The sequence below is a fragment of the Metabacillus kandeliae genome, assembly GCF_021166585.1.
Classification (GTDB): Bacteria; Bacillota; Bacilli; order Bacillales; family Bacillaceae; genus Metabacillus_B; species Metabacillus_B kandeliae.
The window spans coordinates 124,320-146,662 of record NZ_JAJOZE010000003.1 but is presented as its reverse complement, the minus strand read 5'-3'; the positions used below and the strand labels follow the sequence as shown (position 1 = coordinate 146,662).

The window sequence follows — 22,343 nt, the reverse complement described above, 5'->3', positions numbered from 1 at the left end:
GTCCTATGTTTTTTTGAAGTCATATATTTTTACACTGCCATCAGGTTTGACAACAGTCCCCTTTGTCCAAGCAATTTGAGTAAGCTCTACTCCATTTATCCCCTCAGGCCATTGGGTTTTCTTAGCAGGTAAACTGTTGGGATGTCCGGTCACATGTTTGCCTTGCTTACCAGCGTCCACTTTTGGTGCTCCAGAAACACCCGAATCAATAAGTCCCTGATTGGGAATTTTATCATTCTCTCTGAATCTTTCAATCATCTGCAGCCGCTGATTAAACAACCCCTCAGGACTCATCACATTATAAGGAGAACCAGCACCCAACATCTGATTTTCAACACTATAACCAGGAACTCTACCTCCTGCTTTCTCAATCCCTCTTTTAATCCCTGCTTTACTAACAGCCGCGCCCTTTTCTACCACAGACATCGCCGTCTTCCCCGCAGCTAATTCCTCAAGCGGAGTGGTGGCGAGCCCTATAGGTAATGCAGTTCTCCCAGCCCAGCGAGCTTTACTGGCAGTATCTCCATTAACATATTCTTTTTCGTAGGAATCACAAAGCTGGTTCCACATGTACTTGAATACATCAACTGGATGATTTGCTGTGTATTTAATGCCTTCCCATGTTTCATCAAGGTGAGTGGCCATATAATAGTTTTCATCAAGTATCTTCTTAGCACCTTCACCGACACCAGCTGCAAAATTCTTCGTATGAATCCAGGCCTTTTTCTGCATATACGTATCCTGCATATCCTTCGGCAGGCTGAGGTATCCATATTCGTCTGCTAATTCTATGTATTCTTCAGCTGATAGGTCGGGTTCCTGCAATCTTGTCCAAATTTCATGGTTTAAGATGTCGCTTTTTTTATTCAGGTAGTCTTTAAGGGGAGCATTCATGTGATCAACATTCTTGAAAATATCCTTTTGGCGAAAGGCTTTTCCATCAAATGTGAGCTGGTTTACTTCTTTTCCACTGGCTGTTGTAGATCCGCATAGCTCATTCATAAACTGCTGGATATGTGTCTCTAAGTTGTCTGTTAAAGAATAATCCTTTACCAGATCGGCATCAAGCTGATTGAGGTTCATTTCTGTATCTCTTTTTTTCCTTTTGGCACCTTCAGTGCTGTCTTCAAAGAGCTCTGAAGAGAACGGTGTCAATGGCACAAGATCATGGATGCTTTTCAAAATGTCTTCTAGATCAGTTTTTTGGCTGTTCACCAGGTTCTTAGCATTTGTAAGGCCGGTTTCCAGTTCATTGTCTAAAAAGCTTTCTTGAATAACAGCATCATCTAGCTCCATATGGTGCAGAGTGAAAGGAAGGAGCTTTAAAAAAGTCATTCTCATTTGCACTAATGTCTGCCATTCATCTACCAGATTTATCTGCTCTTGATAGAAGCTCTTGATCGCATCGGCTCCATTACCCTTGAATTCCGTGTTTTGAACTAAATCCTGAAAAGAAAACTTCAGCTGATAAAGCTGCCTTGATAACTCCTCATATTCAGTGCTCCGTGCTTTCATGGCCGAGAGAAACGGTTCCGCATCAAGTATCTTCGAATTTCCCATCACATAGCCTCTCTTAAAATAGTATCGTTACTTTCTACTATTACCCATGTATGCTTGGAGTCCTTTCGAAATTTGGTGTATTTTGTAAAAATGAGGCAAAAGAATCATGGGGACGGTTCTCGTGCTTCTTTTCAGGAAGCATGGGGACGGTTCTGTTGCTTCTTTTTATCGAACGCAAACAAAAATGGAAATATTAACCTATAGTAGCGTTAAATCGTATGAGAAAGAGGGTACACAGAACTATATTCTGCTAAAGGGTGTGACTGTATTGGGATTCTTTCAGCGGTTTTTTAAAAAAGTGGAAGAGGTAAATAAGCAAGAAGCCGCTGTATCGGAACTAGGGTCAGAAATGTATGTCGAGTCACCGGAAGAAGAAGCGATGAACTTATGGGTGGAGATTGCTCAAAATATTATAGTTAATTCGATAAAGGCTGCTGATAATTTAGTAGATCGCGCCTTTGTCTTAGTCGAAATGAGAGAAGAACCTTCTTTTGATATTTTTTATCAAAAAGACGGGAGATTGGTGATGTGGCACGAGCTCGAAGATCCTGTAGTAAAAGAAAGAATTGAAAATGAGCTGCTGCCGCAGGCACCCAGTGTGGCGTCTGCTGTAAATGGGAACTTTGCACAGGTTGAACATCCTGGAATTGCCTATGCACAGCTGCAATTCGAGTGGGCTACAAAAGCTTGGTTTTCACATATCATCTGGGAAGATCATGAACACGCAAAGCTTGCAAAGGAAGAGATTTTGCGTAATTGGTTCAGCAACTTAAGTGCAGAAATTAAAACAAAACCATTGGATAGTGATACTAAACTTTCATGGTATCCCGAATGAGACCTTTCTTGGTTTGTATTTTATTCATAAACATTATAACGTTATATTGACCCGTCGAAAAATCTATGCTAACCTAAACCCAAAGCAAAAATGATAACGCATACAATCTATTCCTGAAAAGGATGAGGACAATGAGTCAGAGTGTCATACTGCAGAATGTAAAAACAACAGACGAGCGTTCGATAGACATCAAGATTGAGAATCATAGAATTGCAGATATTGTTCCTGCTGGCCAAGGACAGGGAGACAAGGTCGTGGATTTTGAGCATAAGGTTTATGTCTCAAGCGGCTGGGTCGATTTGCATGTTCATGCCTTTCCGGAGTTTGAACCATATGGTGATGAGGCGGATGAGATCGGTTATAAAACTGGTGTGACGACGATTGTTGATGCCGGGAGCACTGGAGCGGACAGGCTGGCTGATCTGATCGACATGAATCAAAAGGCGAAAACCAATGTGCTGGCATTTTTGAATATCTCGCGGATTGGGCTTCAGCGAATTGATGAGCTGTCAGATCTTTCGCTGCTGGATGGAGAAAAGCTGAAAAAGTGTGTCGCTGAATTTGGCGAGCATATTGTAGGCCTGAAAGCGAGAATCAGTAAAAGTGTTGTTGGCGGAAATGGAATACAGCCGCTAAAAAAGGCTAGACAGTTTTCAAATGAGACAGGTCTTCCGCTGATGGTCCATATTGGTTCAGGGCCACCGCATATTAATGAGGTTTTAGATTTGCTGGAAGAGAACGATGTGATCACGCATTACTTGAATGGAAAAGCGAACAGTGTTTTTGATGAGAATGGTGAGCCGCTGCCAGAGCTTCTTGAAGCCATTCAGCGGGGAGTTCAACTGGATGTTGGTCATGGGAATGCCAGTTTTTCTTTTGTGACGGCAGAGTTTGCGAAGAAAGCGGGCATTCCTTTTAACAGCATCAGCACAGATATTTACCGGAAAAACCGGCTGAATGGGCCTGTGTTCAATATGGCGAATGTTCTTTCCAAGTTTTTATACTTGGGCTATTCCTTAAAAGAAGTGATTGATGGTGTGACACGGAATCCAGCGAAGTGGCTGAAGCGGCCAGAGCTTGGAAGGATCGCCAAAGGAGACACGGCAAACCTGACTCTTTTCACTGTTGAAGAGAAGGAAACCGTTTTCCGGGATTCGGAAGGGGAAGAGCGGAAGGCAGATCAGCTGATGATGGTGAAAGGAGTGGTGATCAATGGAGAATACATTGAATGCTAAATACGGATTAAAACGGGTAGTTAATGCGAGCGGGCGGATGAGCATTTTAGGAGTTTCAGCGCCGTCAGATACGGTGATGGATGCAATGAAAACAGGCGGACAGAATTATGTGGAGATCGCTGATTTAGTGGATAAATCAGGTGAGCATATTGCCGGCCTGCTTGATGCAGAGGCAGCGGTTGTGGTGAATTCAGCTTCAAGCGGGATTGCACTGTCTGTTGCGGCGATTGTGACAGAAGGAAATCGGAGAAAGAGCGAAAGGCTGCACCAGGAACACATTCAAAAAAACGAGATTCTTCTATATAAAGGGCATAACGTGCAGTACGGCGCTCCAGTTGAGACGATGGTCTTTCTTGGCGGCGGGAAAACCGTAGAAGTCGGCTACGCCAATGAGGGGAAAGCAGAGCATCTCATTGAAGCGATTTGCGAAAACACGGCAGCTATTCTTTACGTGAAATCCCATCATGCGGTTCAGAAAAACATGATTTCAGTAGAAGAAGCCTGGGAAGTGGCTCAGAAGCACAATGTTCCGCTGATCGTGGATGCTGCTGCTGAAGAAGATTTGAAGAAATACGTAAAGGTGTCAGATATCGCGATTTACAGCGGCTCAAAGGCGATTGAAGGACCGACTTCAGGAATTGCAGCCGGTAAGAAAAAATACATAGAATGGCTGAAAGTGCAGCTTCATTGCATTGGAAGAAGCATGAAGGTAGGGAAGGAAACAACATTCGGTCTGCTGCAGGCGCTTGACGAATACTTCGAGAAAAAGGACAGCAGTGTACAGGAAAGAGAGAGCCTGCAGGCTTTAGAAACACTCAGCGAGCTTAAAGGTGTGGCTGTTTCCATTGTGCAGGATGAAGCAGGAAGAGAAATCTACCGGGCCCGCATTAAAATTGACCCTAAGGCTTCAGGTACCAATGCGAAAGAAGTTAATGACAAGCTGAGAAATGGGGAAATCGCGATTTACACCCGTGACTATGGGATTCGCCAGGGCTTTTTTGATATCGACCCGCGCCCGCTGCAGGGGGACGATATTCAGGTGATACAAGCGAGATTGCAGGAGATACTGGGAGGGAATGAAGCATGACAATTGAAAACCGTTTTTATCGTAACCGCGTCGCACTGAATGTGCTGGCCGGAAACTTGGAAAATGCGAAAGAAGTTTTTGAAGCAGCAGAAGGGCATGTACTCGTTGGTGTTTTATCAAAGGATTTCCCTGATGCGGATACAGCAGCAGCTGCTATGAAAAAATGCGGAGCTGAGATTGAGGAAGCCGTATCCATTGGTCTCGGGGCAGGAGATAACAAGCAGGCAGCTGTTGTGGCGGAAATTGCGAAATCCTATGCAGGCAGCCATATCAACCAGGTGTTCCCTGCAGTCGGAGCGACAAGAGCGAACCTTGGCCAAAAGGCAGGCTGGATCAATGCCCTTGTATCGCCTTGCGGAAAGCCGGGATATGTGAATATTTCCACTGGTCCGTTCAGTGCAGCTTCGGAAGAATCCGCTATTGTTCCCGTGAAGGCTGCGATTGAACTGGTGCGGGATATGGGAGGAAATGCGCTGAAGTATTTTCCGATGAAAGGGCTGGAATGCGAAGAAGAGTACCGGGAAGTTGCGAAAGCCTGCGGAGAGCAGGGGTTTGCGCTAGAGCCGACAGGCGGCATTGATTTGGACAACTTTGAAAAAATCGTGGAAATCGCTCTGGAAGCGGGTGTGCCGAAAATCATTCCCCATGTTTACTCATCGATTATTGACAAAGAAACAGGGAGAACGCGACCGGAGGATGTCAAGGCATTGCTTGAAATGGTGAAAAAGCTGGTTGACCGGCATGCCTAAAAAAATCACGGCGTTCGGGGAAGTGATGATGCGCCTGCAGGTACCGGGCTATGAACTGCTCACGCAAGCAGGCACGCTGCAATACACGTTTTCCGGAACAGGAGTGAATGTGGTTTCCGCAATGACAAAGCTTGGCCATGAAGGCTTTTTGGCCACAAGACTGCCGGATAACCCGATTGGAGAAGCTGCCTTTTCCTTTTTGCAGCGGCTTGGCATCAGCCGGCAGTTCATTAGCAAAGGCGGCAAATACATAGGGCTGTATTTTCTGGAAAACGGCTTCGGGCAGCGGGCAAGCCGGGTGACGTATACAAACCGGCTGGAAAGCAGCTTTAACACGGCTCCTTCAACTGCTTATGACTTGGACGCCATTACCGAAAATACGGATGTGCTTCATTGCTGCGGTATTGCACTTGCGATGACGGATGGAGTGCGCCATACAATGAAAGAACTCGCCCGTAAGGTGAAGGCGAAAGGCGGACTTGTCTGCTTTGACTGCAATTACCGCCCGTCACTATGGGAAGAGGGATACATCGGTGCAAAACAGCATTATGAGGACATGCTTTCTTTAGCAGATGTTGTGTTTATGAATGAGAAGGATGCCCTTCATATTTTGGGAATGGAAACAGAGGCAGTCTCTAAAGAAGAACAGCTGCAGGAGCTGATTCCCCTGGCAGCTGAACGCTATAGGATTGCAGTTATCGCCGGCACACATAGAGGCATTAACCCTGATAACACGCACTCCCTGCAAGGATACCTGTACAAGAACGCTGCGTTCTCTTTTTCTGAAAAGATCTCCTTTTCCGTGTATGATCGAATAGGAGCCGGCGATGCCTTTGCAAGCGCCATTCTCCATGGAGAGCTTTCAGATTTTTCACCGAAAAAAACCGTTGAATTTGCCGCTGCAGCCGGCATGCTTGCCTGCACGATTGCGGGCGATACACCGATGGCGTCAGAAGCGGACATCCTAGCAGCCATGCAGGGGATGACGGGTGATATTAAGAGATAGACAGGAGATAGAGTCATGAACGTAAGCAGAAATAAGGGTCCTCTTTACCTGCAGATAAAAGAAATCATGAAGGACCGCATCCTGCACGGGGTGTATCCGATCCATAGCATTATTCCGTCAGAGCCGCAGCTTGAAGCGGAATTCGGGGTAAGCAAAATTACGATTCGGAACGCAATTAAAGAGCTTGCTATAGAGGGGTTTGTTGAAAAGAAAAGCGGGATCGGCACAACGGTTATTGCCAATGTTTCAAAAACAAAGCTGTCAAAGGGGAAGCGGTTCACAGAGCTTTTAGTAGAAGAAGGCCATCACATGACAAAGCAGATCCTGAGCATACAAAAAGCGAAATGGCCGGAAGAGGCTGGCGGGATTCCTTTGTCAGGAGAAAACTGCATCAAAATAGAGCGGATCTATTTTTTGAATAACGAGCCGTATATCTATTTTTCACACTACTTATCTATCAATCTGCCGGAAAAAGAAGTCGAAGAACTGCAGATCAATTCACTCTATCGGTTTTTAGAGGAAAACAGCATCAAGCTGGAAAGCTTTCAGGATGAATTTGGGGCTGCGATCGCTCCGGCGCAGGCTGCGGATGCTTTAAAGCTTGAGGATCAAACAGCGCTGTTGAAGAGAATTCGCCGTTCGCGGGATGAATCCGGGAGAATCGTTGAATACAGTGTTGGCTATTACAATTCTGACAAGCACAATTATGTGGTGAATTACAATGATTCTATTTAAGAATCATTTGTTTTTAAATAATTTGTAAGCGTTTACTAGAAGGGGATGGGAAAATGACGCTCTATTTAATGGGAATTACAGTCGTCGCGATTATTATTGTTATTTTAGGGGTTTCATGGTGGAAATGGCACGCGTTTATCAGTTTAACTGTTGCTGGCTTGTTTTTAGCGATTTTTTCCGGCGTTCCATTGGACAAAATTGTCGGTGCCTATGAAACAGGGGTAGGGGCCGTTCTTGGCCATTTGATTGGAATTTTGGCTCTGGGAACAATTCTCGGCAAAATGATGTCTGACTCTGGTGCTGGAATGCAGGTAGCCGAATTTTTCATCAAAAAATTCGGGAAGAAAAACATGCCATGGGCGATGCTGCTCTCCGGATTCATTATTGGGATCCCTGTCTTTTTCGAAGTAGGGCTCGTGATCTTGCTCCCGCTTGTGATCGCCATCCGCAAAACGGCGAAACAGAATATCCTGCTGATCGGTATTCCGGTGCTTGCCGGCTTGTCCATCGTTCACGGATTGGTGCCGCCGCATCCAGGCGCTATGACGGCGATCGGCATTTATAAAGCCAATCTTGGACATGTTCTTCTCTACTCACTCATCATCGCGTTTCCAACAGCCATCATCGCAGGTCCGCTGTTCTCCAAATGGATTCACAAACGTGTAAAGCCTGAAGGAGAACCGACCATCGTTCGAGTAGAAACAAAAATTAACCAACTGCCAGGAACAGGCACTTCGTTTGCGATCATTTTGCTTCCAGTCATCCTGATGCTCTTGACACTTGTAGCTCCGTATCTATCCATGCCGGCAGGCTTTGAGAAATTCCTGCTCTTCATCGGAAGTCCTGTTATTGCCTTGCTCATCTCTTGTTTCGCCGCCTATTTCTTCTTAGGCTACCGCCAAGGAATGGACAGAACACTGATCAAAAAACTGACAGAAGAATGCCTTCTGCCACTGGCTTCAATCATCCTAATCATTGGAGCAGGCGGCGGATTCAAACAAATCCTGATCGAAAGCGGAGTAGGAGATGCTATCGCTCAAATGTCCGAACAACTCTCCCTCTCACCGATTGTGCTAGCTTTCTTAGTAGCGGGACTGATCCGGGTAGCAACAGGCTCAGCAACCGTCGCTTTAACTACAGCAGCCGGCATCGTCTCACCGGTTGTGGCGCATATGTCAGGAGTTAATCTCGAACTGCTCGTTATTGCTACTGGCGCAGGATCGCTTATGCTATCTCATGTAAACGATGCAGGGTTTTGGCTTGTGAAGGAGTACATGGGGTTGACTGTGAAAGAAACGTTTAAGACTTGGACGGTGATGGAAACGATCCTCTCGTTTGTGGCTTTTGGGTTTACTTTAATTTTGGATTTGTTTGTTTAGGAAGGAGGAAGCATGGGTCTGTTCTCGGGAAGCATGGGGACGGTTCTCGTGCTTCTTTTTTAAATAATTCCAAAGTAAAAATCAATCTCTTTTAATCTTATCAATCACTTTTTTAAGTTCTTGTTCGAATAAAGCATGGGGACGGTTCTCGTGCTTCTTTTTAATATTAGCAACTGGCTCAATTTAAAAAGCTTACACACAGCGACCAAAGCCTCACCCCAAAAGATCTAATTCTGAAAATTCATAACTTTCATCTTGAAATTAAGTTAGCGCTTTCATATAATAACAGTGAAATATTCTTTAATGAAGCCGGTGAGAGAATTGTTGAAGATGCTGCAGGATATTCAAAATGGAAATGCGAAAAAGGTTGTTCAGTGTATACGGGAGAAAGGTCCAATGTCCAGGGTGGAGCTTTCTGAGGCGATGGGGATTCCGCAGCCTACTATGACGAGAATCATAGAAAAGCTGATCGATGGGAACATTTTAGTGGAGAAGGGCTTTGGCACTTCGAATGGTGGACGGCGCCCGATTTTAGTCGCTTTTAATGAGAATTGCTCGTATGCTGCAGGTGTTGAGTTAGGCAGAAATGCCATCAGGGCAGCTGTGACGAACCTGGACGGGAAGATACTTTCATTCAGAGAGAAAGAAACGGCGCTTGATTTGTCTATAGATCAGTTAATCATGGAGGTGGGAAAGCTCGTCAGTCAGGTTGTTGCTGATTCGGGTGTGGACTCTCAGCTCATCTTTGGAGTCGGGGTCGGTTTGCCGGGACCGCTCAATGAATCTCCGGATGGCCGGATTTCACCGCCCAACTTTTACGGAGCCGAGGGCATTCCTCTGAAGGAACGTTTGGAGGAAGTGCTGGAGTATGAGGTAACCATTGAAAACGATGCGAACTGCGGTGCTCTTGCGGAAAAGTGGTTTGGAGCAGGGAAGAACGTTGAGAACTTTATTTTCTTGTTTGCTGATGTTGGAATTGGAAGCGGTATCATCCTGCGCAATGGCATTTATCGCGGTACTTACGGAGAAGCAGGGGAAATTGGACATTCTACTATTCATGTATTTGGTGAGAGATGCTATTGCGGAAATTACGGCTGTCTTGAGACGTTTTGCTCTCTGCCTGTGATTATCAATAAAGTGCAGAATGAACTAAAAACAGCTCCTGAGCGTGAAAGGCTTCTTTTTCCTGAAGAGTCTATGAAAATCCAAGATATTGTGTCTGCGTTAAAAAGGGGTTCTTTTACAGCTGAAAAAGTGCTGAGAGAAGCGGGACAATTTCTCGGGATTGGCGCTTCTAATCTAGTGAATTTATTTGCGCCTGACGAAATTATTATTGGCGGAAAGGCAGGGGCCTCTCATCCGATTTTCATGGAAAGTGTCCGAGAGTCTTTGCGGTCGCATGTGATTGGATACAACGGAAAGAAAACCCCTGTTTCCGTTTCTGACCTCAGCCATGGAGTCGTGCTGGGCGCTGCTGCACGCGCCATTCATGAAACGTTTTACTCACTGTCAAAATAAGTGCTAAAAAACAAGGAGGAAGAACATTGAAAAAAAGGCTCAGTTTTCTTATCTTTGCTTGCATTGTTTTGCTTTTTACCAGTGGAGTTAGTGCTGATACGGTAAGTGCCGCCAAAAAGTCGAAGCGTGTGGACGCAACATCCTACGTTGATACAAATTTTACTCTTATAAAAAATTATATGGGAATCGGTGTCCAGTGGGATCCGCATGAATGGTACGATCTTTCTAAAGAAGATTGGAAAACGCTTACCTCAAGAGTGGACTATTTAAAGCCGGCCTTCCTTCGCGTGATGTTCAGAGCCTATTGGTACACTGAAGGCTACGATAAAAACGGAAGACCGATTTATAATTGGAACACAAAACGGATGCAGAAACTTTATAAGCTATTAGACTATGCAAAGAAAAAGGATATTCCTGTTTTGTTAGGACAGTGGGATGACCCGGCAGCAAATTCTGATAGAGACTCCAGTCTTGATCATCTGCGACAATACAACATTCAGGAGGACGATCCGCGCTGGGCAAAATTGATCGGAGACAGCCTCAATCATCTGATCAACAAGAAAGGCTACACAAATATTAAGTATTTCAACTATGTGAATGAACCAAATGGAGACTGGTCTTTTTCAGCAGATTATGACAAATGGAGCAAAGGCATAGGCTATCTTCACGATGAGCTTGAAAAGCAGGGGCTAAGCCGCAAAGTGAAAATTTCCGGTCCGGATAACTCCGGCCAGAATGAGTGGATCACAAAATCGGTGAACCAGTTGTCAGATAAAATCGGCATCTATGATACGCACTGGTACGCCAATGCAGACCAAATCCAGAATGGCGAAATCGAAAAAGTGATGGCTCCTTTTAGAAGCTATATTACAGCTAATGATCCGAATGGGAAAAACAAGCAGTTTTTCTTCGGAGAAGCAGGCGTCTTTACAGGACGGACAAATGGCGACCAGCAGCCGAATGTGAAGGAATATTGGTATGGCGTCAGCATGGCCGACTTTACCGTTCAATCCATGAGAGCCGGCATGTCCGGAATCACCGGTTGGGACTTGGAAGACAGCATGCACATTAATAACGGTTTTGAAGGAGTATCAGGCGATAATTATCCAACTCCTCCAGGCCCAGGCACATTGAAGGTTTGGGGAATGTGGAACGCCCTTGGCGCTGAAATGGGCAACCCGGATGATGAAAAACTGCGTCCATGGTTTTACACATGGTCACTGCTTTCCCGCAACTTCCCGAAAGGCTCGAAAATCGTCAGAACAACGGAAACAGGCCTTGAAGGCGTAAGAACAACAGCAGCCATTATCCCTCACGGCAAAAAGAGCGACATGAGCCTTGTTGTTGTCAACAACTCAGACAAGCCAAGAACCATAAAAGTGATGGTTCCGACCGCTGCTTCATCAGCAAGATTCAGCCAGTATAATTACTTTGAAAACGACAGACCAACAAACTCTAAAGGATTCCCGGTACCGGAGAAAACCAATCTGAAGGCCAACCTGAAAAAGGGCATTGATGTGAAACTTCCATCTAAAGGTATGGTCCTGCTGACCACATTGGACGGCGGAAAGGCCATTCATTTGAAGGGGAATCGATAATAGAAGCAGCTTTGACATGTATCCTTTAGGAGAAGAAGCTATCATTTTTATGGTAGCTTTTTTCCTGCTTTGTTAGAACGAATTGTATAGGACAAAATGAAGCCAAGTTTGTTTATAATTAATGTAAGCGTTTTATAGGTTCCTCCCCGCCAATTCCTTTAAACCCCCTCTAAAATTAGAAATCTGCTAAAGGAGTGAAAATCATGTTAAATACTCGCACAGCCGCGATTTTAAGAGAATTAATGAGAAGTGAAGCACCGATGACTAGCGAGTATTTAGCAAAGCTGATCGGTGTCACATCGCGAACGATTAGAAACGACATCAAAGAACTGAATGCCTATATTTTAGAATCAGGCGCCTCGATTCATTCCATCAGAGGAACCGGCTTTCAGCTTGAAATAGAAGACAGCGGAAAGTTCCGGAAGCTTCTTCAGGAAATCGTAAAAGATGAGGCTGAGGAAACTCCGTCACTACCGAAAGACCGCATCCACTACCTCCTAAAGCGGCTGCTGCTTGCGAAAGGCTACAGCAAGCTTGATGATATTGCAGATGAAATGTTCGTCAGCAAATCTACTCTGAATAATGACCTGCGCGATGTGAAGGAAATTCTGCACGCCTACGGAATCACTTTAGAAAAGCGTCCGAATTTTGGATTAAGGTGCAAAGGGGAAGAGTTTAAAATCCGCTTGTGCATCGCAGATCATGTTTTCAATACCTTTGAAATCGATTTTGATCCGAAAACGGTTGGGATAGAGAGCATCACAAAAGAAGATATCACAGCGATCCGCTCGACGATTTTGAAAAATATAGAGGAGCATGGCATCACAATTTCAGATATTGGCCTGAGCAATCTATTAATCCATATCGCCATTGCCATTACGCGAATTCAAAACAAGAACTATGTGAACGTGATTTCCGCAGAACTGGATGATCTTAAAGAGCGCAAGCAATATAAGGTTGCAGAAGAAATTGTGTTTTCACTTGAAAAGATATACAGCATCCAATTTCCAGCGGCGGAAATTGCCTATATCACGATTCATCTTTTAGGGACAAAAATTATTTCAGAGCTTCATTTCAGCGAGCAGGACATGCAGGGGATGATGGACAGCTGCCTTTATCTTCTCATCAACCAGATTGTCGGCAGAATCAATGAAGAGCTTCACATTGGGATCAACCATGATAAAGAACTATTTATAGCCATGAGCCTGCATCTCAAGCCGGCTCTTAACAGGTCAAGATACGGGATCAATCTGCCAAATCCTTATCTGAACGACATAAAGTCTAATTACCCACTGGCTTTTCAGGCAGCTGTCATTGCAGGAGCTGTGATCAAGCAGGAGCTGAATATGGAGATTAACGAGCATGAAATCGGCTACTTATCTCTGCACATTGGCGCTGCGATGGAAAGAAGGCAAAAAGGGATAAAAAGATGCATGATTGTCTGCGCCTCAGGCGTCGGAAGTGCAAGGCTGCTGGAGTCGAAAATCCACTCGGCGTTTCCGCGCGAAATTGAAATTGCCGGCACAACGCCGTACTACAACCTGCCGAAAGCCGAACTGAGTGAAATCGATTTTATCATCAGCACTGTTCCAGTGCCCTATGATTTGCCGGTGCCGGTCATCCAGGTGAACACGATTCTTGGAGAAAGCGATCTGGATAAGATTGAGAGCACCCTCAAGGAACGGAGCAGCCATGCCATTTTTTATCTGAGAAAGCCGCTTGTTTTCCTGAATCAGGACTTCCAGGAGCGGGATGAAGTATTGAGGTTTTTAAGCAGCAACCTCTATGCAGCGGGCTTTGTCACGGAAGATTATTTGAATGCTGTTTTGGAAAGGGAAGCCCTGTCCCCGACAAGCTACGGCAACCTCGTCGCCATCCCGCATCCGATGACCCCGCAGACAGAGGAGAGCTTTTGGACAATCTGCACCTTGCGGAATCCGATTGACTGGGGAGGCAACAGAGTGCAATTCGTCTGCCTGCTGAATGTCGGAAGGAACAGCAGTGACAATCTGCAGGACATGTATGACATGTTAATCAAAATAGTCGATAACAGCCAACTGGTACAGAAGGCAGTTAAATGCAAAACATATGACCAGCTAAGCTGCTTGCTCGCTGAGAATATTTCCTGAGGAGGAGTAAGGTGAAAATATTATTATGCTGTGCAGCAGGTATGTCATCCAGCCTGCTTGTAGCTAAAATGAAAAAAAGTGCAGAAGAGCTGGGAATGGAGTGCGAGATTTGGGCGATTCCTACAGAAGCGGTTTCCCACCAGATCCATCAGGCAGACGTTCTGCTGCTTGGTCCTCATGTGAGGTATTTAATGAAGGATTTCATGCAGCTGGGTGAGGAAAACCATGTTCCCGTGGGATTGATCAAAGCTGAGGATTATGGGACGTTTAACGGGGAGAAGGTTTTGCGGCAGGCGATGGAACTGCGGGATAAAGGCTGAAAGGACGGCAATTTGCGGATTCATTTTTGAAGTTAGAGTAATAGTAGAAATACGAGGAATTAGAATGAGTCGTAAAAACAGCAGTGACAGACTAGGAACTCGAGAGACCTGGACTGCCGCTGCTTTTATTGCGCTAATGTAATCAGGTAAGCGTAATATACTTTAAAAGACAAGTTCATCTAACCGTCTGGTAAACGAGGCCTATGGCTCCAGAATCAAAAGTCTTGTTTTCGATAAGTTTAAGAGTGATTTTCTCCTTGAGACCTTGGAATAACGGCAACCCGCTGCCAATCAGGACGGGTGAAACCGTAATTTTATACTCATCTATTAAATCAAGCTGCATAAGGTAGTGTGCGAACCTAGGACTTCCGAGGATGACCATATCCTTGCCTGTCTGCTCTTTGAGGTTCTTAATCTCTTTCTCGACATCTTCTTTCACTAGTCTGGAATTATTCCATTCGACTTTCTCCAGCGTCGTGGAAAAAACGATTTTGGATGTCATTTCGATCCACTCGGCATGGTCCCGTTCATGCTGCGAAGCTGATGGATTCGAAGGCACAGATGGCCAGTAATTGTGCATCATCTGATAAGTCCCGCGTCCCCACATAACAGTGTCAGCAGTACTCAGAATTTCTTTCGCGTGTTTTTCCAATTCAGCATCGTAGGAAACCCAGCCAATGTCCATTTCACCATTCGGCCCTTCTACAAAACCGTCAAGCGATGCGTGCAGAAATAGAACGAGCTTTCTCATGTTTAGTTCTCCTTTATTCATGATATCCAGTGTCCGTTTTTCCATAATCCTGCTCGTTAGTTCGTTACATTTCATCCCAACTCTATACTTATTTTAACATATAATTACATTTGCCATCTTAGTTAAGAAGAATCAACATACGACAATTTAAGTGCAAAAAAGCCGATAATCATTAATAATCAGACCAAACCTTATGCGATTTAGTCGTTTTATTGGTATGTTATTTCGCATCTTGTACTCGTGGACCCCCCTTTAGAATGCAATTTGCAATCTTTTTTCATTTTGACAGCGCTTTCCTCTACACAACGGAAAAAGATTACATATAAATGAAAGCGCTTTTAAAATATACTGAACCCAATCATACAAAACAAAGAAAAGAGGGTTTCTAGGATGAATATTTTACTATGCTGTGCAGCTGGCATGTCAACCAGCCTGCTTGTGACAAAGATGGAAAAGGCCGCTACTGAACAAGGAGTAGAGTGCAAGATTTGGGCCGTAAGTGCAGACGAAGTTAAACAGCACGTTGACAGCGCGGATGTCCTGCTGCTTGGACCGCAAGTCCGCTATATGCTGCCTCAGATGAAAAAGCTTGGCGAAGAAAAGAACATTCCGGTTGATACGATCAGCCCGATGCATTATGGCATGTGCAATGGACCTGAAGTTCTGAAAGATGCGATGGCACTTGCAGGAAAATAAGAAAAATCGATAGGGGGCTAAAAATATGAATAGGCTTACGCAATTCCTGGAAGAAAAAATTATGCCGTTTGCCGGCAGGGTTGGCCAGCAAAGGCATCTTCAGGCCATCCGCGACGGAATCATTTTAACGATCCCGCTCGTTATCATCGGTTCGCTTTTTCTTATCCTCGCCTTTCTGCCGATCCCCGGCTATGACGGGTTCATGGCCAGTATATTCGGCGAAAACTGGTCAGCCAATCTTCAGCTTCCAGTCGGAGCAACCTTCGATCTTCTAGCCATTTTTGTTGCTGTCGCTGTCGCTTACCGCCTGGCAGAACGGTATAAAATGGATCCTTTATCGGTTGCCGCTGTGTCGCTTGTCAGCTTTATGCTGGTGACGCCCTACAAGATTGCCTTTACTCCTGAAGGGATGGACAAAGCCTTTGATGTAGCAGGGATTCCCCTTGCCTTAACCGGAAGCAAAGGGATGTTCGTTGCCATTGTCGTCGCCCTGCTATCAACAGAAATATACCGGGCAATTGTAAAGAGAAATTTTATCATCAAAATGCCTGACGGTGTTCCGCCGGCAGTAGCCAAATCCTTCGCTTCACTCATTCCGGGATTCGCGGTCGTGCTGACCATGTGGATTCTTCGTTTGATCCTTCAGGTAACGCCATTTGAAAACATGCATAACATTGTCGGTGAACTGCTTGGCAAACCGCTGTCCTTGCTCGGCGGATCGTACATCGGGGCGCTCATCGCTGTTATTATTGCTCAAATGCTTTGGGTAACAGGCATTCATGGACAGGCCCTTGTTTGGGGGATCATGTCACCTGTGTGGCTTGCGCTTGTTGACCAAAACAGGCTTGCTTATACAGCAGGCGAACAGATTCCGCACATCGTTAATGTTCAATTCATGGATATTTTCTACTCCATCGGTGGATCCGGCACAACGCTCGGACTCGCGCTGATCCTGTTCTTCAGGTCGCGAAGCAAGCAGATGAAGCAGCTTGGAAGGTTAGCCGTGGCACCAGCCATTTTCAATATAAATGAACCGATCATCTTCGGCTTTCCGATGATCATGAACCCTGTTATGATGATTCCTTTTATCCTTGTGCCGATTGTGATCGTAACTGTTTCTTATTTTGCAATGGACCTTGGGCTTGTTGCCAAAACGGCCGGTGTGATGGTTCCATGGACAACGCCGGCGCCAATAGGCGGATTCCTGGCAACCGGCGGGAAAATATCAGGAGCAGTCCTTCAGCTTGTTAACGTCATTATTTCCGCAGCGATCTATTATCCATTCATTATGATCTGGGACAGACAAAAGCTGAGAGAAGAAAGAGAGTTTTCCGGAACAGACAGCAGCAGCAAGTCAGCCTAATTACAAACAATAGAAAGAGGGTATGCAGTTATGACGAAGAATATCATTCCAGAAGGTTTTTTATGGGGCGGAGCTGTGACATCATTTCAAACTGAGGGAGCCTGGAACGAAGGTGGAAAAGGTCCTTCAATCGTTGATGCAAGACCTGTGCCGGAAGGGTTTTCTGATTGGCATACAGCTGTTGATTTTTACCATCGCTACAAAGAGGACATTGCGTTATATAAGGAAATGGGCTTCAATGCTTACAGGACAAGCATTTCCTGGTCACGCATTTTTCCTGACGGCGAAGGCGAGCCAAATGAAGAAGGCCTGCAGTTTTATGATGATGTGTTTGATGAAATGCTCGCAAACGGCATTCAGCCTGTGATCACGCTCTATCACTTTGATGCACCGCTTGCGCTTGCTGAAAAATATAACGGCTTTGCTTCTAGAGAAGTGGTTGAGCTGTTTGATCATTATGTGCGCACTGTTTTCACCCGGTACCGCGATAAGGTGAAATACTGGCTCACATTCAACGAGCAAAACCTGTTTCTCGGACAGCCGAAGCTTTTGGGCGTCACTTTAAGGGATGAAAAAGACGAAGCACTGCGCTACCAGGCTGTGCACAATGCGCTTGTGGCCCATGCCAAAGCAGTAAAAGCACTGCATGAAATTATCCCTGATGGAAAAATGGCCGGCATGATCACGTACATGACCACTTATCCTATTTCCAGCAAGCCGGAAGACGTTCTAGCGAGTGTCCGGGCGAATGAACTATTGAACAATTTTTGCCTTGAAGTCTTTTCACGCGGCGAATATCCGGGCTATGTGCTGAAGGATCTGGAGCGGAAAGGCATTACGCCTGTTTTTGAAGAAGGGGATGAAGCCCTGCTGAAGGAAAATACGGTAGACTATTTAAGCATCAGCTACTACCAATCAAAGGTAGCCCAGCATACGGATGAAGAGGTGATCGTACCTGAGCTGCTTCCTAACCCGCACCTCCAATCAAACGAATGGGGCTGGGCGATTGACCCGATCGGATTGAGAGTTGCAGTGAAGGATATGTACGACCGCTACCAGCTGCCGATTTTTATCACGGAAAACGGAATCGGTGTGAGGGAAGAGCTGGATGAAAATGGTACAGTAAAAGATGATTACCGGATCGACTACCTGCGCGAGCATATTAAGCAAATGAAACTTGCAATGGAAGAAGGCGTCGACATTTTCGGCTACCTGACATGGGGAGCAACGGATCTCCTAAGCTCACAGGGAGAAATGAAAAAACGCTACGGCTTCATCTTCGTAAACCGCGATGAAACCGACTTAAGAGACTTAAACAGATACAAAAAGAAAAGCTTTGACTGGTACCAAAAAGTAATCCGCTCAAATGGAGCCGAATTAGAATAGGGGAACTGGCCAAAACAGGAGGAAACAGCGATGGATAACCTGGAAACAACAATCTTCCAAATCATTTTACACGGCGGAAACGGAAAAAGCAGCGCCATGGAAGCCATCATGGCCGCCAAACAAGGCGACTTCCCAGCAGCCCGCCAAAAACTAAAAGAAGCCGCCGAAGCCCTAAACGAAGCCCACGTCATCCAAAACTCCTTAATCCAAGGCGAAGTCCGCGGGGAGAAAACAGAAGTCTCGCTGCTGCTGGTACATGCACAGGATCACTTGATGAATGCGATTACGATTAAGGATTTGGCGGCGGAGTTTGTGGAACTGTATGAGCGGATTGGGGAATGAAGCGTGGGGACGGTTCTTGTGCTTCTTTTTTGGAAGCATAGGGACGGTTCTCGTGCTTCTTTTTTAATATAAGGAAGGAAGCATGGGGACGGTTCTTATGCTTCCTTTTTATTTTATAGTGTGCTCTCATACAAGAAATTGCGATTTTTTTGTAATATATGGTAGATTAATCATGTTGTAGCATATTTCCCCTCATTTAATCTCTATTTCCCCCTTCATAGCGCTTATCCAAACTCAGGAAAAAATTATTATGATAGAAGGTGAGCCCAATACCCCGATCTGCCAGAAAGAAAAGTAATAGCGGCGTTTACCATGTGATTTTCAGGGGCGCCAATCGACAGGAAATTTTTCATGATGATCAGGATTGCAGAAGATTTCTTACTACCTTGCAAAAGTACAAAATTCAAACGGACATGAAGATATATGCCTGGTGCCTGATGGGGAACCATGTCCATCTTCTTGTGAAAGAAGAGAACGAAAGCATTTCACTTGTGATGAAACGGCTGGGGATCAGCTACGCGATGTACTATAACTGGAAATACAGAACGACTGGGCATCTCTTTGAGGACCGATTCAAAAGTGAAAATGTGGAAGACAATCGATACCTGCTCACCGCCGCAAGGTACATCCACCAAAACCCCGTGAAGGCTGGGATTGCCAGCCACCCCGCTGAATGGAAATGGAGCAGCTGTCTTGGCTATTACAAAAAGTTTGTTTATCCCCCAAACCTCCTTGATTCCCACTTTCTCCTCAATATATTTTCCTCAAATGAATCGATTGCCCGGACTAGATTTAAAGAATTTAATGAACGGATCAATGATGATCAGTGCCTGGAAGGTTATGAAGACAGCAGAAAAAGAATGACCGATGATGAGGCGAGGGCGGAAATCAGGAAGTGTATGGAGAGTTTGGAAATCCCGCACGTAAAGAGTTTGCCCAGGGAACAAAGAAATGAAGTGCTGAGAAAAATCAAAGCGATCAATGGGTTGTCTCATAGGCAGGCTGCAAGGATTTTGGGCATTTCTCCAAACCTGATATCTAAGGCTTGAGCTGGGAGGAAGCACGAGAACCGTCCCCATGCTTCCTAGCCCCCGCTCCATGCTTCAAAATCTCCCCTCACTGCCGATATATAAATTACCGCGACTAATTTTATCAGCACAAGGAGATCACGAATGAATCACCTCACCAGCACTTATCACATACCCCTTGTAATTTTATCTGTTATCATTGCGATTCTCGCTTCTTATACAGTTCTGCATTTGAGTGTCCGATTGATCAAGGCGAAGCCGCCGGCACGGTATATTTGGCTTACGGCAGGGGCTTTTGCGATGGGACTTGGCATTTGGGCGATGCATTTTATTGCGATGCTTGCTTTTCAAATGGCGATGCCTGTCAGCTATGATTTTGGCATGGTGTTTGTGTCGATTATTCCTGCCATTGTATCCGCTGCGCTTGCGTTTTATATGATCAGCCGTCCGGATATGGGGAACAGGCAGATTTACCTCGGTTCTCTTTTCATCGCAACAGGAATTGTTTCGATGCATTATACAGGAATGAAGGCCATGATTATGGCGGCTGACATTGTTTATGATCCTATTTTATGGACTCTATCAGCTATCATCGCGTTTGTGGCTTCCGTTGCCGCGCTTTATCTTTTGAAATATGTGAGCCAAAATGCAGAAAAGCCCGGGATTAACTGGTTCAAGCTCGTTAGCTCCATTGTCATGGGCTTTGCGATTTCCGGCATGCATTACACGGGAATGGCTGCGGCAAAGTTCATGCCGCATGAAGGACATCAGCATATCATGACCCAAAATATTGACAGTACGTATCTGGCTTATGGGATTGCGCTTGGCGTACTGCTCCTGTTCGGCATTCTGTTTATCAGTATGTTTGTGGACCGGAAATTTGAGTATCAGGCGATTTCGTCTGAACTGAAATTCCGCTCGGTTATTGAGTCTGCCAATGACGCAATTATTTTAGCAAACCGCGACGCGGAGATTATTTCCTGGAATCTTGGTGCTGAGCGGATGTTTGGCTACAAAAAGGATGAAGCGATTGGAGAGAAGCTTCAATTGATCATCCCGGATCCATGCAGAAACAATATTAATTCTTTTCTTTTTGAAAATATTTCCGATCTTGCAGGTTCCACAACAGAGCTGACGGGGCTTAGGAAGAATGGGGAAGAGCTCCCGATTGAGCTTTCGCTTGCAGCATGGGGTGAAAATGGCCAGGTGTTTTTCAGCGGGATTATCCGCGATATTACAGAGCGCAAGAAAACGGAAAGCAAGATCAACCGTCTCGTTTACCGCGATCCGCTTACAGGGCTGCCGAACAGGCTGCTGCTGAATGACCGTTTAAAGCTTGCGATCAGTCAGGCAGAGGAATCGAAGAAGAACATCGGGATTCTTTTTATCGATTTGGACCGGTTCAAAAACATCAACGATTCCCTTGGCCATGCCACAGGTGATCTGCTTTTAGTTGAAGTGGGCAAGAGAATCAAAGCCGCTATCGGGGAATCCGATACGCTAAGCCGGCAAGGAGGAGACGAATTTATCATTCTTCTTCCGCAGACAGATGCCAATGAACTGACGAAAAAAGCGCAGAAGATCATTGATTTGTTCAGTCAGTCAATCATGATTCGGGAATATGAACTCTTTGTCACTCCTTCGATCGGGGTTGCCATGTATCCAGTAGACGGGAAAGACATTGAAACGCTAATTAAAAATGCCGATACGGCGATGTACAGAGTGAAGGAACAGGGAAAAAACAGCTTCCAGTTTTATGCTCCAAGCATGAATGCGACTGTCTCACGAAAAATGCTGCTTGAAATCGGAATGCGCAAAGCACTCGAGCGGGACGAATTCAAAGTCTTTTATCAGCCGCAGGTCGATGTGAAGGACGGCAAGCTGATCGGCGTCGAAGCTTTAATGCGCTGGATGCACCCGGAATGGGGAAGCATTTCGCCGGCTGAATTTATCCCGATTGCAGAAGAAACCGGACTCATCCTGACACTTGGCGAATGGGTACTGGAGCAAGCCTGCGTGCAGAACAAAGCATGGCAAAATAATGGCTACCAGCCGTTCAAAGTCGGCGTCAACATCTCCTCCCGCCAGTTCCAGCACAGCAACCTCGTGGAAATGGTGAAAAACGTGCTCGCGAAAACTGGACTTGCGCCTGAATACCTGGAACTCGAACTCACAGAAAGCATTATTCAAAGTTCAGAAGACGCCGTAGTAAAAATGCAGCAGCTAAGAGACATGGGCATCCACCTGTCGATCGACGACTTCGGGACGGGGTACTCTTCATTAAGCTATTTGAAGACGTTCCCGATCAACACGCTGAAAATCGATCAGACCTTTACGCGGAATATTTATACGGATCCAAAGGATGCTTCATTGGTCGATACCATCATTAATATGGCTCATAACCTGGATTTGAAAGTAATTGCAGAAGGTGTTGAAACGGAAGAGCAGCTGAGGTTTTTGGAAGAGAAGCAATGTAATGAAGCTCAGGGGTATTTTTTCAGCAGGCCAATTCCGGCGGAGGAGCTGGAGATAGTGCTGGCTGTTGGTGTTTAGGAAGCATGGGGACGGTTCTCTTGCTTCCTTCCTAAGGAGCAAAAAGCGTGGCTAGCAGGGAATATGCAGTTGA

Annotated in this window: 19 protein-coding genes; 17 read left to right on the top strand and 2 right to left on the bottom strand. The window is 45.5% G+C overall.

Translation table 11 applies throughout. The annotated features are described in order from the left end of the window. Positions 1–3: 3 nt before the first annotated feature. Entirely contained in the window at positions 4–1,560 is a 1,557-nt protein-coding gene (locus LRR81_RS09930) for a T7SS effector LXG polymorphic toxin (RefSeq protein ID WP_231789208.1), read from the bottom strand. Positions 1,561–1,828: 268 nt separating this feature from the next. Between LRR81_RS09930 and LRR81_RS09925 the strand changes: the two genes are divergently transcribed. The 11 genes from LRR81_RS09925 (at position 1,829) to LRR81_RS09875 (ending at position 14,151) form a co-directional block, all read left to right on the top strand. Further along, positions 1,829–2,395, top strand: coding sequence for a hypothetical protein (locus LRR81_RS09925; protein ID WP_331716334.1), 567 nt, complete (start codon positions 1,829–1,831; stop codon positions 2,393–2,395). A gap of 131 nt (positions 2,396–2,526) precedes the next feature. Further along, positions 2,527–3,630, top strand: coding sequence for an amidohydrolase/deacetylase family metallohydrolase (locus LRR81_RS09920; RefSeq protein WP_231789206.1), 1,104 nt, complete (start codon positions 2,527–2,529; stop codon positions 3,628–3,630). Continuing rightward, positions 3,608–4,717 carry a DgaE family pyridoxal phosphate-dependent ammonia lyase gene (locus LRR81_RS09915; RefSeq protein WP_231789205.1) on the top strand — a complete coding sequence of 370 codons (1,110 nt, stop codon included), beginning with the start codon at positions 3,608–3,610 and terminating at the stop codon, positions 4,715–4,717. Before LRR81_RS09920 ends, LRR81_RS09915 begins: the two co-directional genes overlap by 23 nt. Then, positions 4,714–5,466, top strand: a complete 753-nt coding sequence (dagF, locus tag LRR81_RS09910; RefSeq protein ID WP_231789204.1) for a 2-dehydro-3-deoxy-phosphogluconate aldolase — start codon at positions 4,714–4,716, stop codon at positions 5,464–5,466. The genes LRR81_RS09915 and dagF overlap by 4 nt, the downstream gene beginning before the upstream one ends. Further along, positions 5,459–6,472, top strand: a complete 1,014-nt coding sequence (locus tag LRR81_RS09905; RefSeq protein WP_231789203.1) for a sugar kinase — start codon at positions 5,459–5,461, stop codon at positions 6,470–6,472. The genes dagF and LRR81_RS09905 overlap by 8 nt, the downstream gene beginning before the upstream one ends. A 15-nt stretch (positions 6,473–6,487) precedes the next feature. Beyond that, entirely contained in the window at positions 6,488–7,207 is a 720-nt protein-coding gene (locus LRR81_RS09900; RefSeq protein WP_231789202.1) for a GntR family transcriptional regulator, read from the top strand. Positions 7,208–7,260: 53 nt separating this feature from the next. After that, the gene (locus tag LRR81_RS09895; protein WP_231789201.1) at positions 7,261–8,586 is read left to right on the top strand and encodes a GntT/GntP/DsdX family permease; all 1,326 of its coding nucleotides are present in this window, start codon (positions 7,261–7,263) and stop codon (positions 8,584–8,586) included. A gap of 303 nt (positions 8,587–8,889) precedes the next feature. Further along, the gene (locus LRR81_RS09890; RefSeq protein WP_331716331.1) at positions 8,890–10,104 is read left to right on the top strand and encodes an ROK family transcriptional regulator; all 1,215 of its coding nucleotides are present in this window, start codon (positions 8,890–8,892) and stop codon (positions 10,102–10,104) included. A 26-nt stretch (positions 10,105–10,130) separates the two neighbouring features. Next, entirely contained in the window at positions 10,131–11,702 is a 1,572-nt protein-coding gene (locus LRR81_RS09885) for a glycoside hydrolase (protein ID WP_231789199.1), read from the top strand. A gap of 203 nt (positions 11,703–11,905) precedes the next feature. After that, positions 11,906–13,831, top strand: a complete 1,926-nt coding sequence (locus LRR81_RS09880) for a BglG family transcription antiterminator (RefSeq protein ID WP_231789198.1) — start codon at positions 11,906–11,908, stop codon at positions 13,829–13,831. Positions 13,832–13,842: 11 nt separating this feature from the next. Then, the gene (locus LRR81_RS09875) at positions 13,843–14,151 is read left to right on the top strand and encodes a PTS sugar transporter subunit IIB (RefSeq protein WP_231789197.1); all 309 of its coding nucleotides are present in this window, start codon (positions 13,843–13,845) and stop codon (positions 14,149–14,151) included. A gap of 175 nt (positions 14,152–14,326) precedes the next feature. Here LRR81_RS09875 and LRR81_RS09870 read toward each other — a convergent pair whose 3' ends face one another. Further along, on the bottom strand, positions 14,327–14,902 hold the full coding sequence (locus LRR81_RS09870; RefSeq protein WP_231789196.1) for a dihydrofolate reductase family protein: 576 nt from the start codon (positions 14,900–14,902) through the stop codon (positions 14,327–14,329). 390 nt (positions 14,903–15,292) lie between these two features. Here LRR81_RS09870 and LRR81_RS09865 point away from each other — a divergent pair, with 390 nt between their 5' ends. From LRR81_RS09865 to LRR81_RS09840, 6 genes are all read left to right on the top strand, one after another. Then, entirely contained in the window at positions 15,293–15,598 is a 306-nt protein-coding gene (locus LRR81_RS09865; protein WP_231789195.1) for a PTS sugar transporter subunit IIB, read from the top strand. 25 nt (positions 15,599–15,623) lie between these two features. Continuing rightward, positions 15,624–16,961 (top strand): PTS cellobiose transporter subunit IIC, encoded by a 1,338-nt coding sequence (gene celB, locus LRR81_RS09860; protein WP_231789194.1) that lies wholly within the window; start codon positions 15,624–15,626, stop codon positions 16,959–16,961. Between the two features lie 30 nt (positions 16,962–16,991). After that, positions 16,992–18,347: a glycoside hydrolase family 1 protein gene (locus LRR81_RS09855; protein WP_231789193.1), complete on the top strand. Its 1,356-nt coding sequence runs from the start codon at positions 16,992–16,994 to the stop codon at positions 18,345–18,347. Between the two features lie 30 nt (positions 18,348–18,377). Continuing rightward, entirely contained in the window at positions 18,378–18,689 is a 312-nt protein-coding gene (locus LRR81_RS09850) for a PTS lactose/cellobiose transporter subunit IIA (protein WP_231789192.1), read from the top strand. 260 nt (positions 18,690–18,949) lie between these two features. Beyond that, positions 18,950–19,738, top strand: coding sequence for an REP-associated tyrosine transposase (locus LRR81_RS09845; protein WP_231789191.1), 789 nt, complete (start codon positions 18,950–18,952; stop codon positions 19,736–19,738). A gap of 123 nt (positions 19,739–19,861) precedes the next feature. Next, a complete protein-coding gene (locus LRR81_RS09840; protein ID WP_231789190.1) occupies positions 19,862–22,270 on the top strand; it encodes a bifunctional diguanylate cyclase/phosphodiesterase in 2,409 nt (802 codons plus the stop codon). Positions 22,271–22,343 lie beyond the last annotated feature (73 nt).

Coding starts and splice junctions, on each gene's coding strand:
- LRR81_RS09850 (WP_231789192.1), top strand. CDS start 18,378: ATGGATAACCTGGAAACAACAATCTTCCAAATCATTTTACACGGCGGA.
- LRR81_RS09930 (WP_231789208.1), bottom strand. CDS start 1,560: ATGGGAAATTCGAAGATACTTGATGCGGAACCGTTTCTCTCGGCCATG.
- LRR81_RS09890 (WP_331716331.1), top strand. CDS start 8,890: ATGAAGCCGGTGAGAGAATTGTTGAAGATGCTGCAGGATATTCAAAAT.
- celB (WP_231789194.1), top strand. CDS start 15,624: ATGAATAGGCTTACGCAATTCCTGGAAGAAAAAATTATGCCGTTTGCC.
- LRR81_RS09870 (WP_231789196.1), bottom strand. CDS start 14,902: ATGAGAAAGCTCGTTCTATTTCTGCACGCATCGCTTGACGGTTTTGTA.
- LRR81_RS09855 (WP_231789193.1), top strand. CDS start 16,992: ATGACGAAGAATATCATTCCAGAAGGTTTTTTATGGGGCGGAGCTGTG.
- LRR81_RS09880 (WP_231789198.1), top strand. CDS start 11,906: ATGTTAAATACTCGCACAGCCGCGATTTTAAGAGAATTAATGAGAAGT.
- LRR81_RS09895 (WP_231789201.1), top strand. CDS start 7,261: ATGACGCTCTATTTAATGGGAATTACAGTCGTCGCGATTATTATTGTT.
- LRR81_RS09840 (WP_231789190.1), top strand. CDS start 19,862: ATGAATCACCTCACCAGCACTTATCACATACCCCTTGTAATTTTATCT.
- LRR81_RS09865 (WP_231789195.1), top strand. CDS start 15,293: ATGAATATTTTACTATGCTGTGCAGCTGGCATGTCAACCAGCCTGCTT.
- LRR81_RS09900 (WP_231789202.1), top strand. CDS start 6,488: ATGAACGTAAGCAGAAATAAGGGTCCTCTTTACCTGCAGATAAAAGAA.
- LRR81_RS09905 (WP_231789203.1), top strand. CDS start 5,459: ATGCCTAAAAAAATCACGGCGTTCGGGGAAGTGATGATGCGCCTGCAG.
- dagF (WP_231789204.1), top strand. CDS start 4,714: ATGACAATTGAAAACCGTTTTTATCGTAACCGCGTCGCACTGAATGTG.
- LRR81_RS09915 (WP_231789205.1), top strand. CDS start 3,608: ATGGAGAATACATTGAATGCTAAATACGGATTAAAACGGGTAGTTAAT.
- LRR81_RS09920 (WP_231789206.1), top strand. CDS start 2,527: ATGAGTCAGAGTGTCATACTGCAGAATGTAAAAACAACAGACGAGCGT.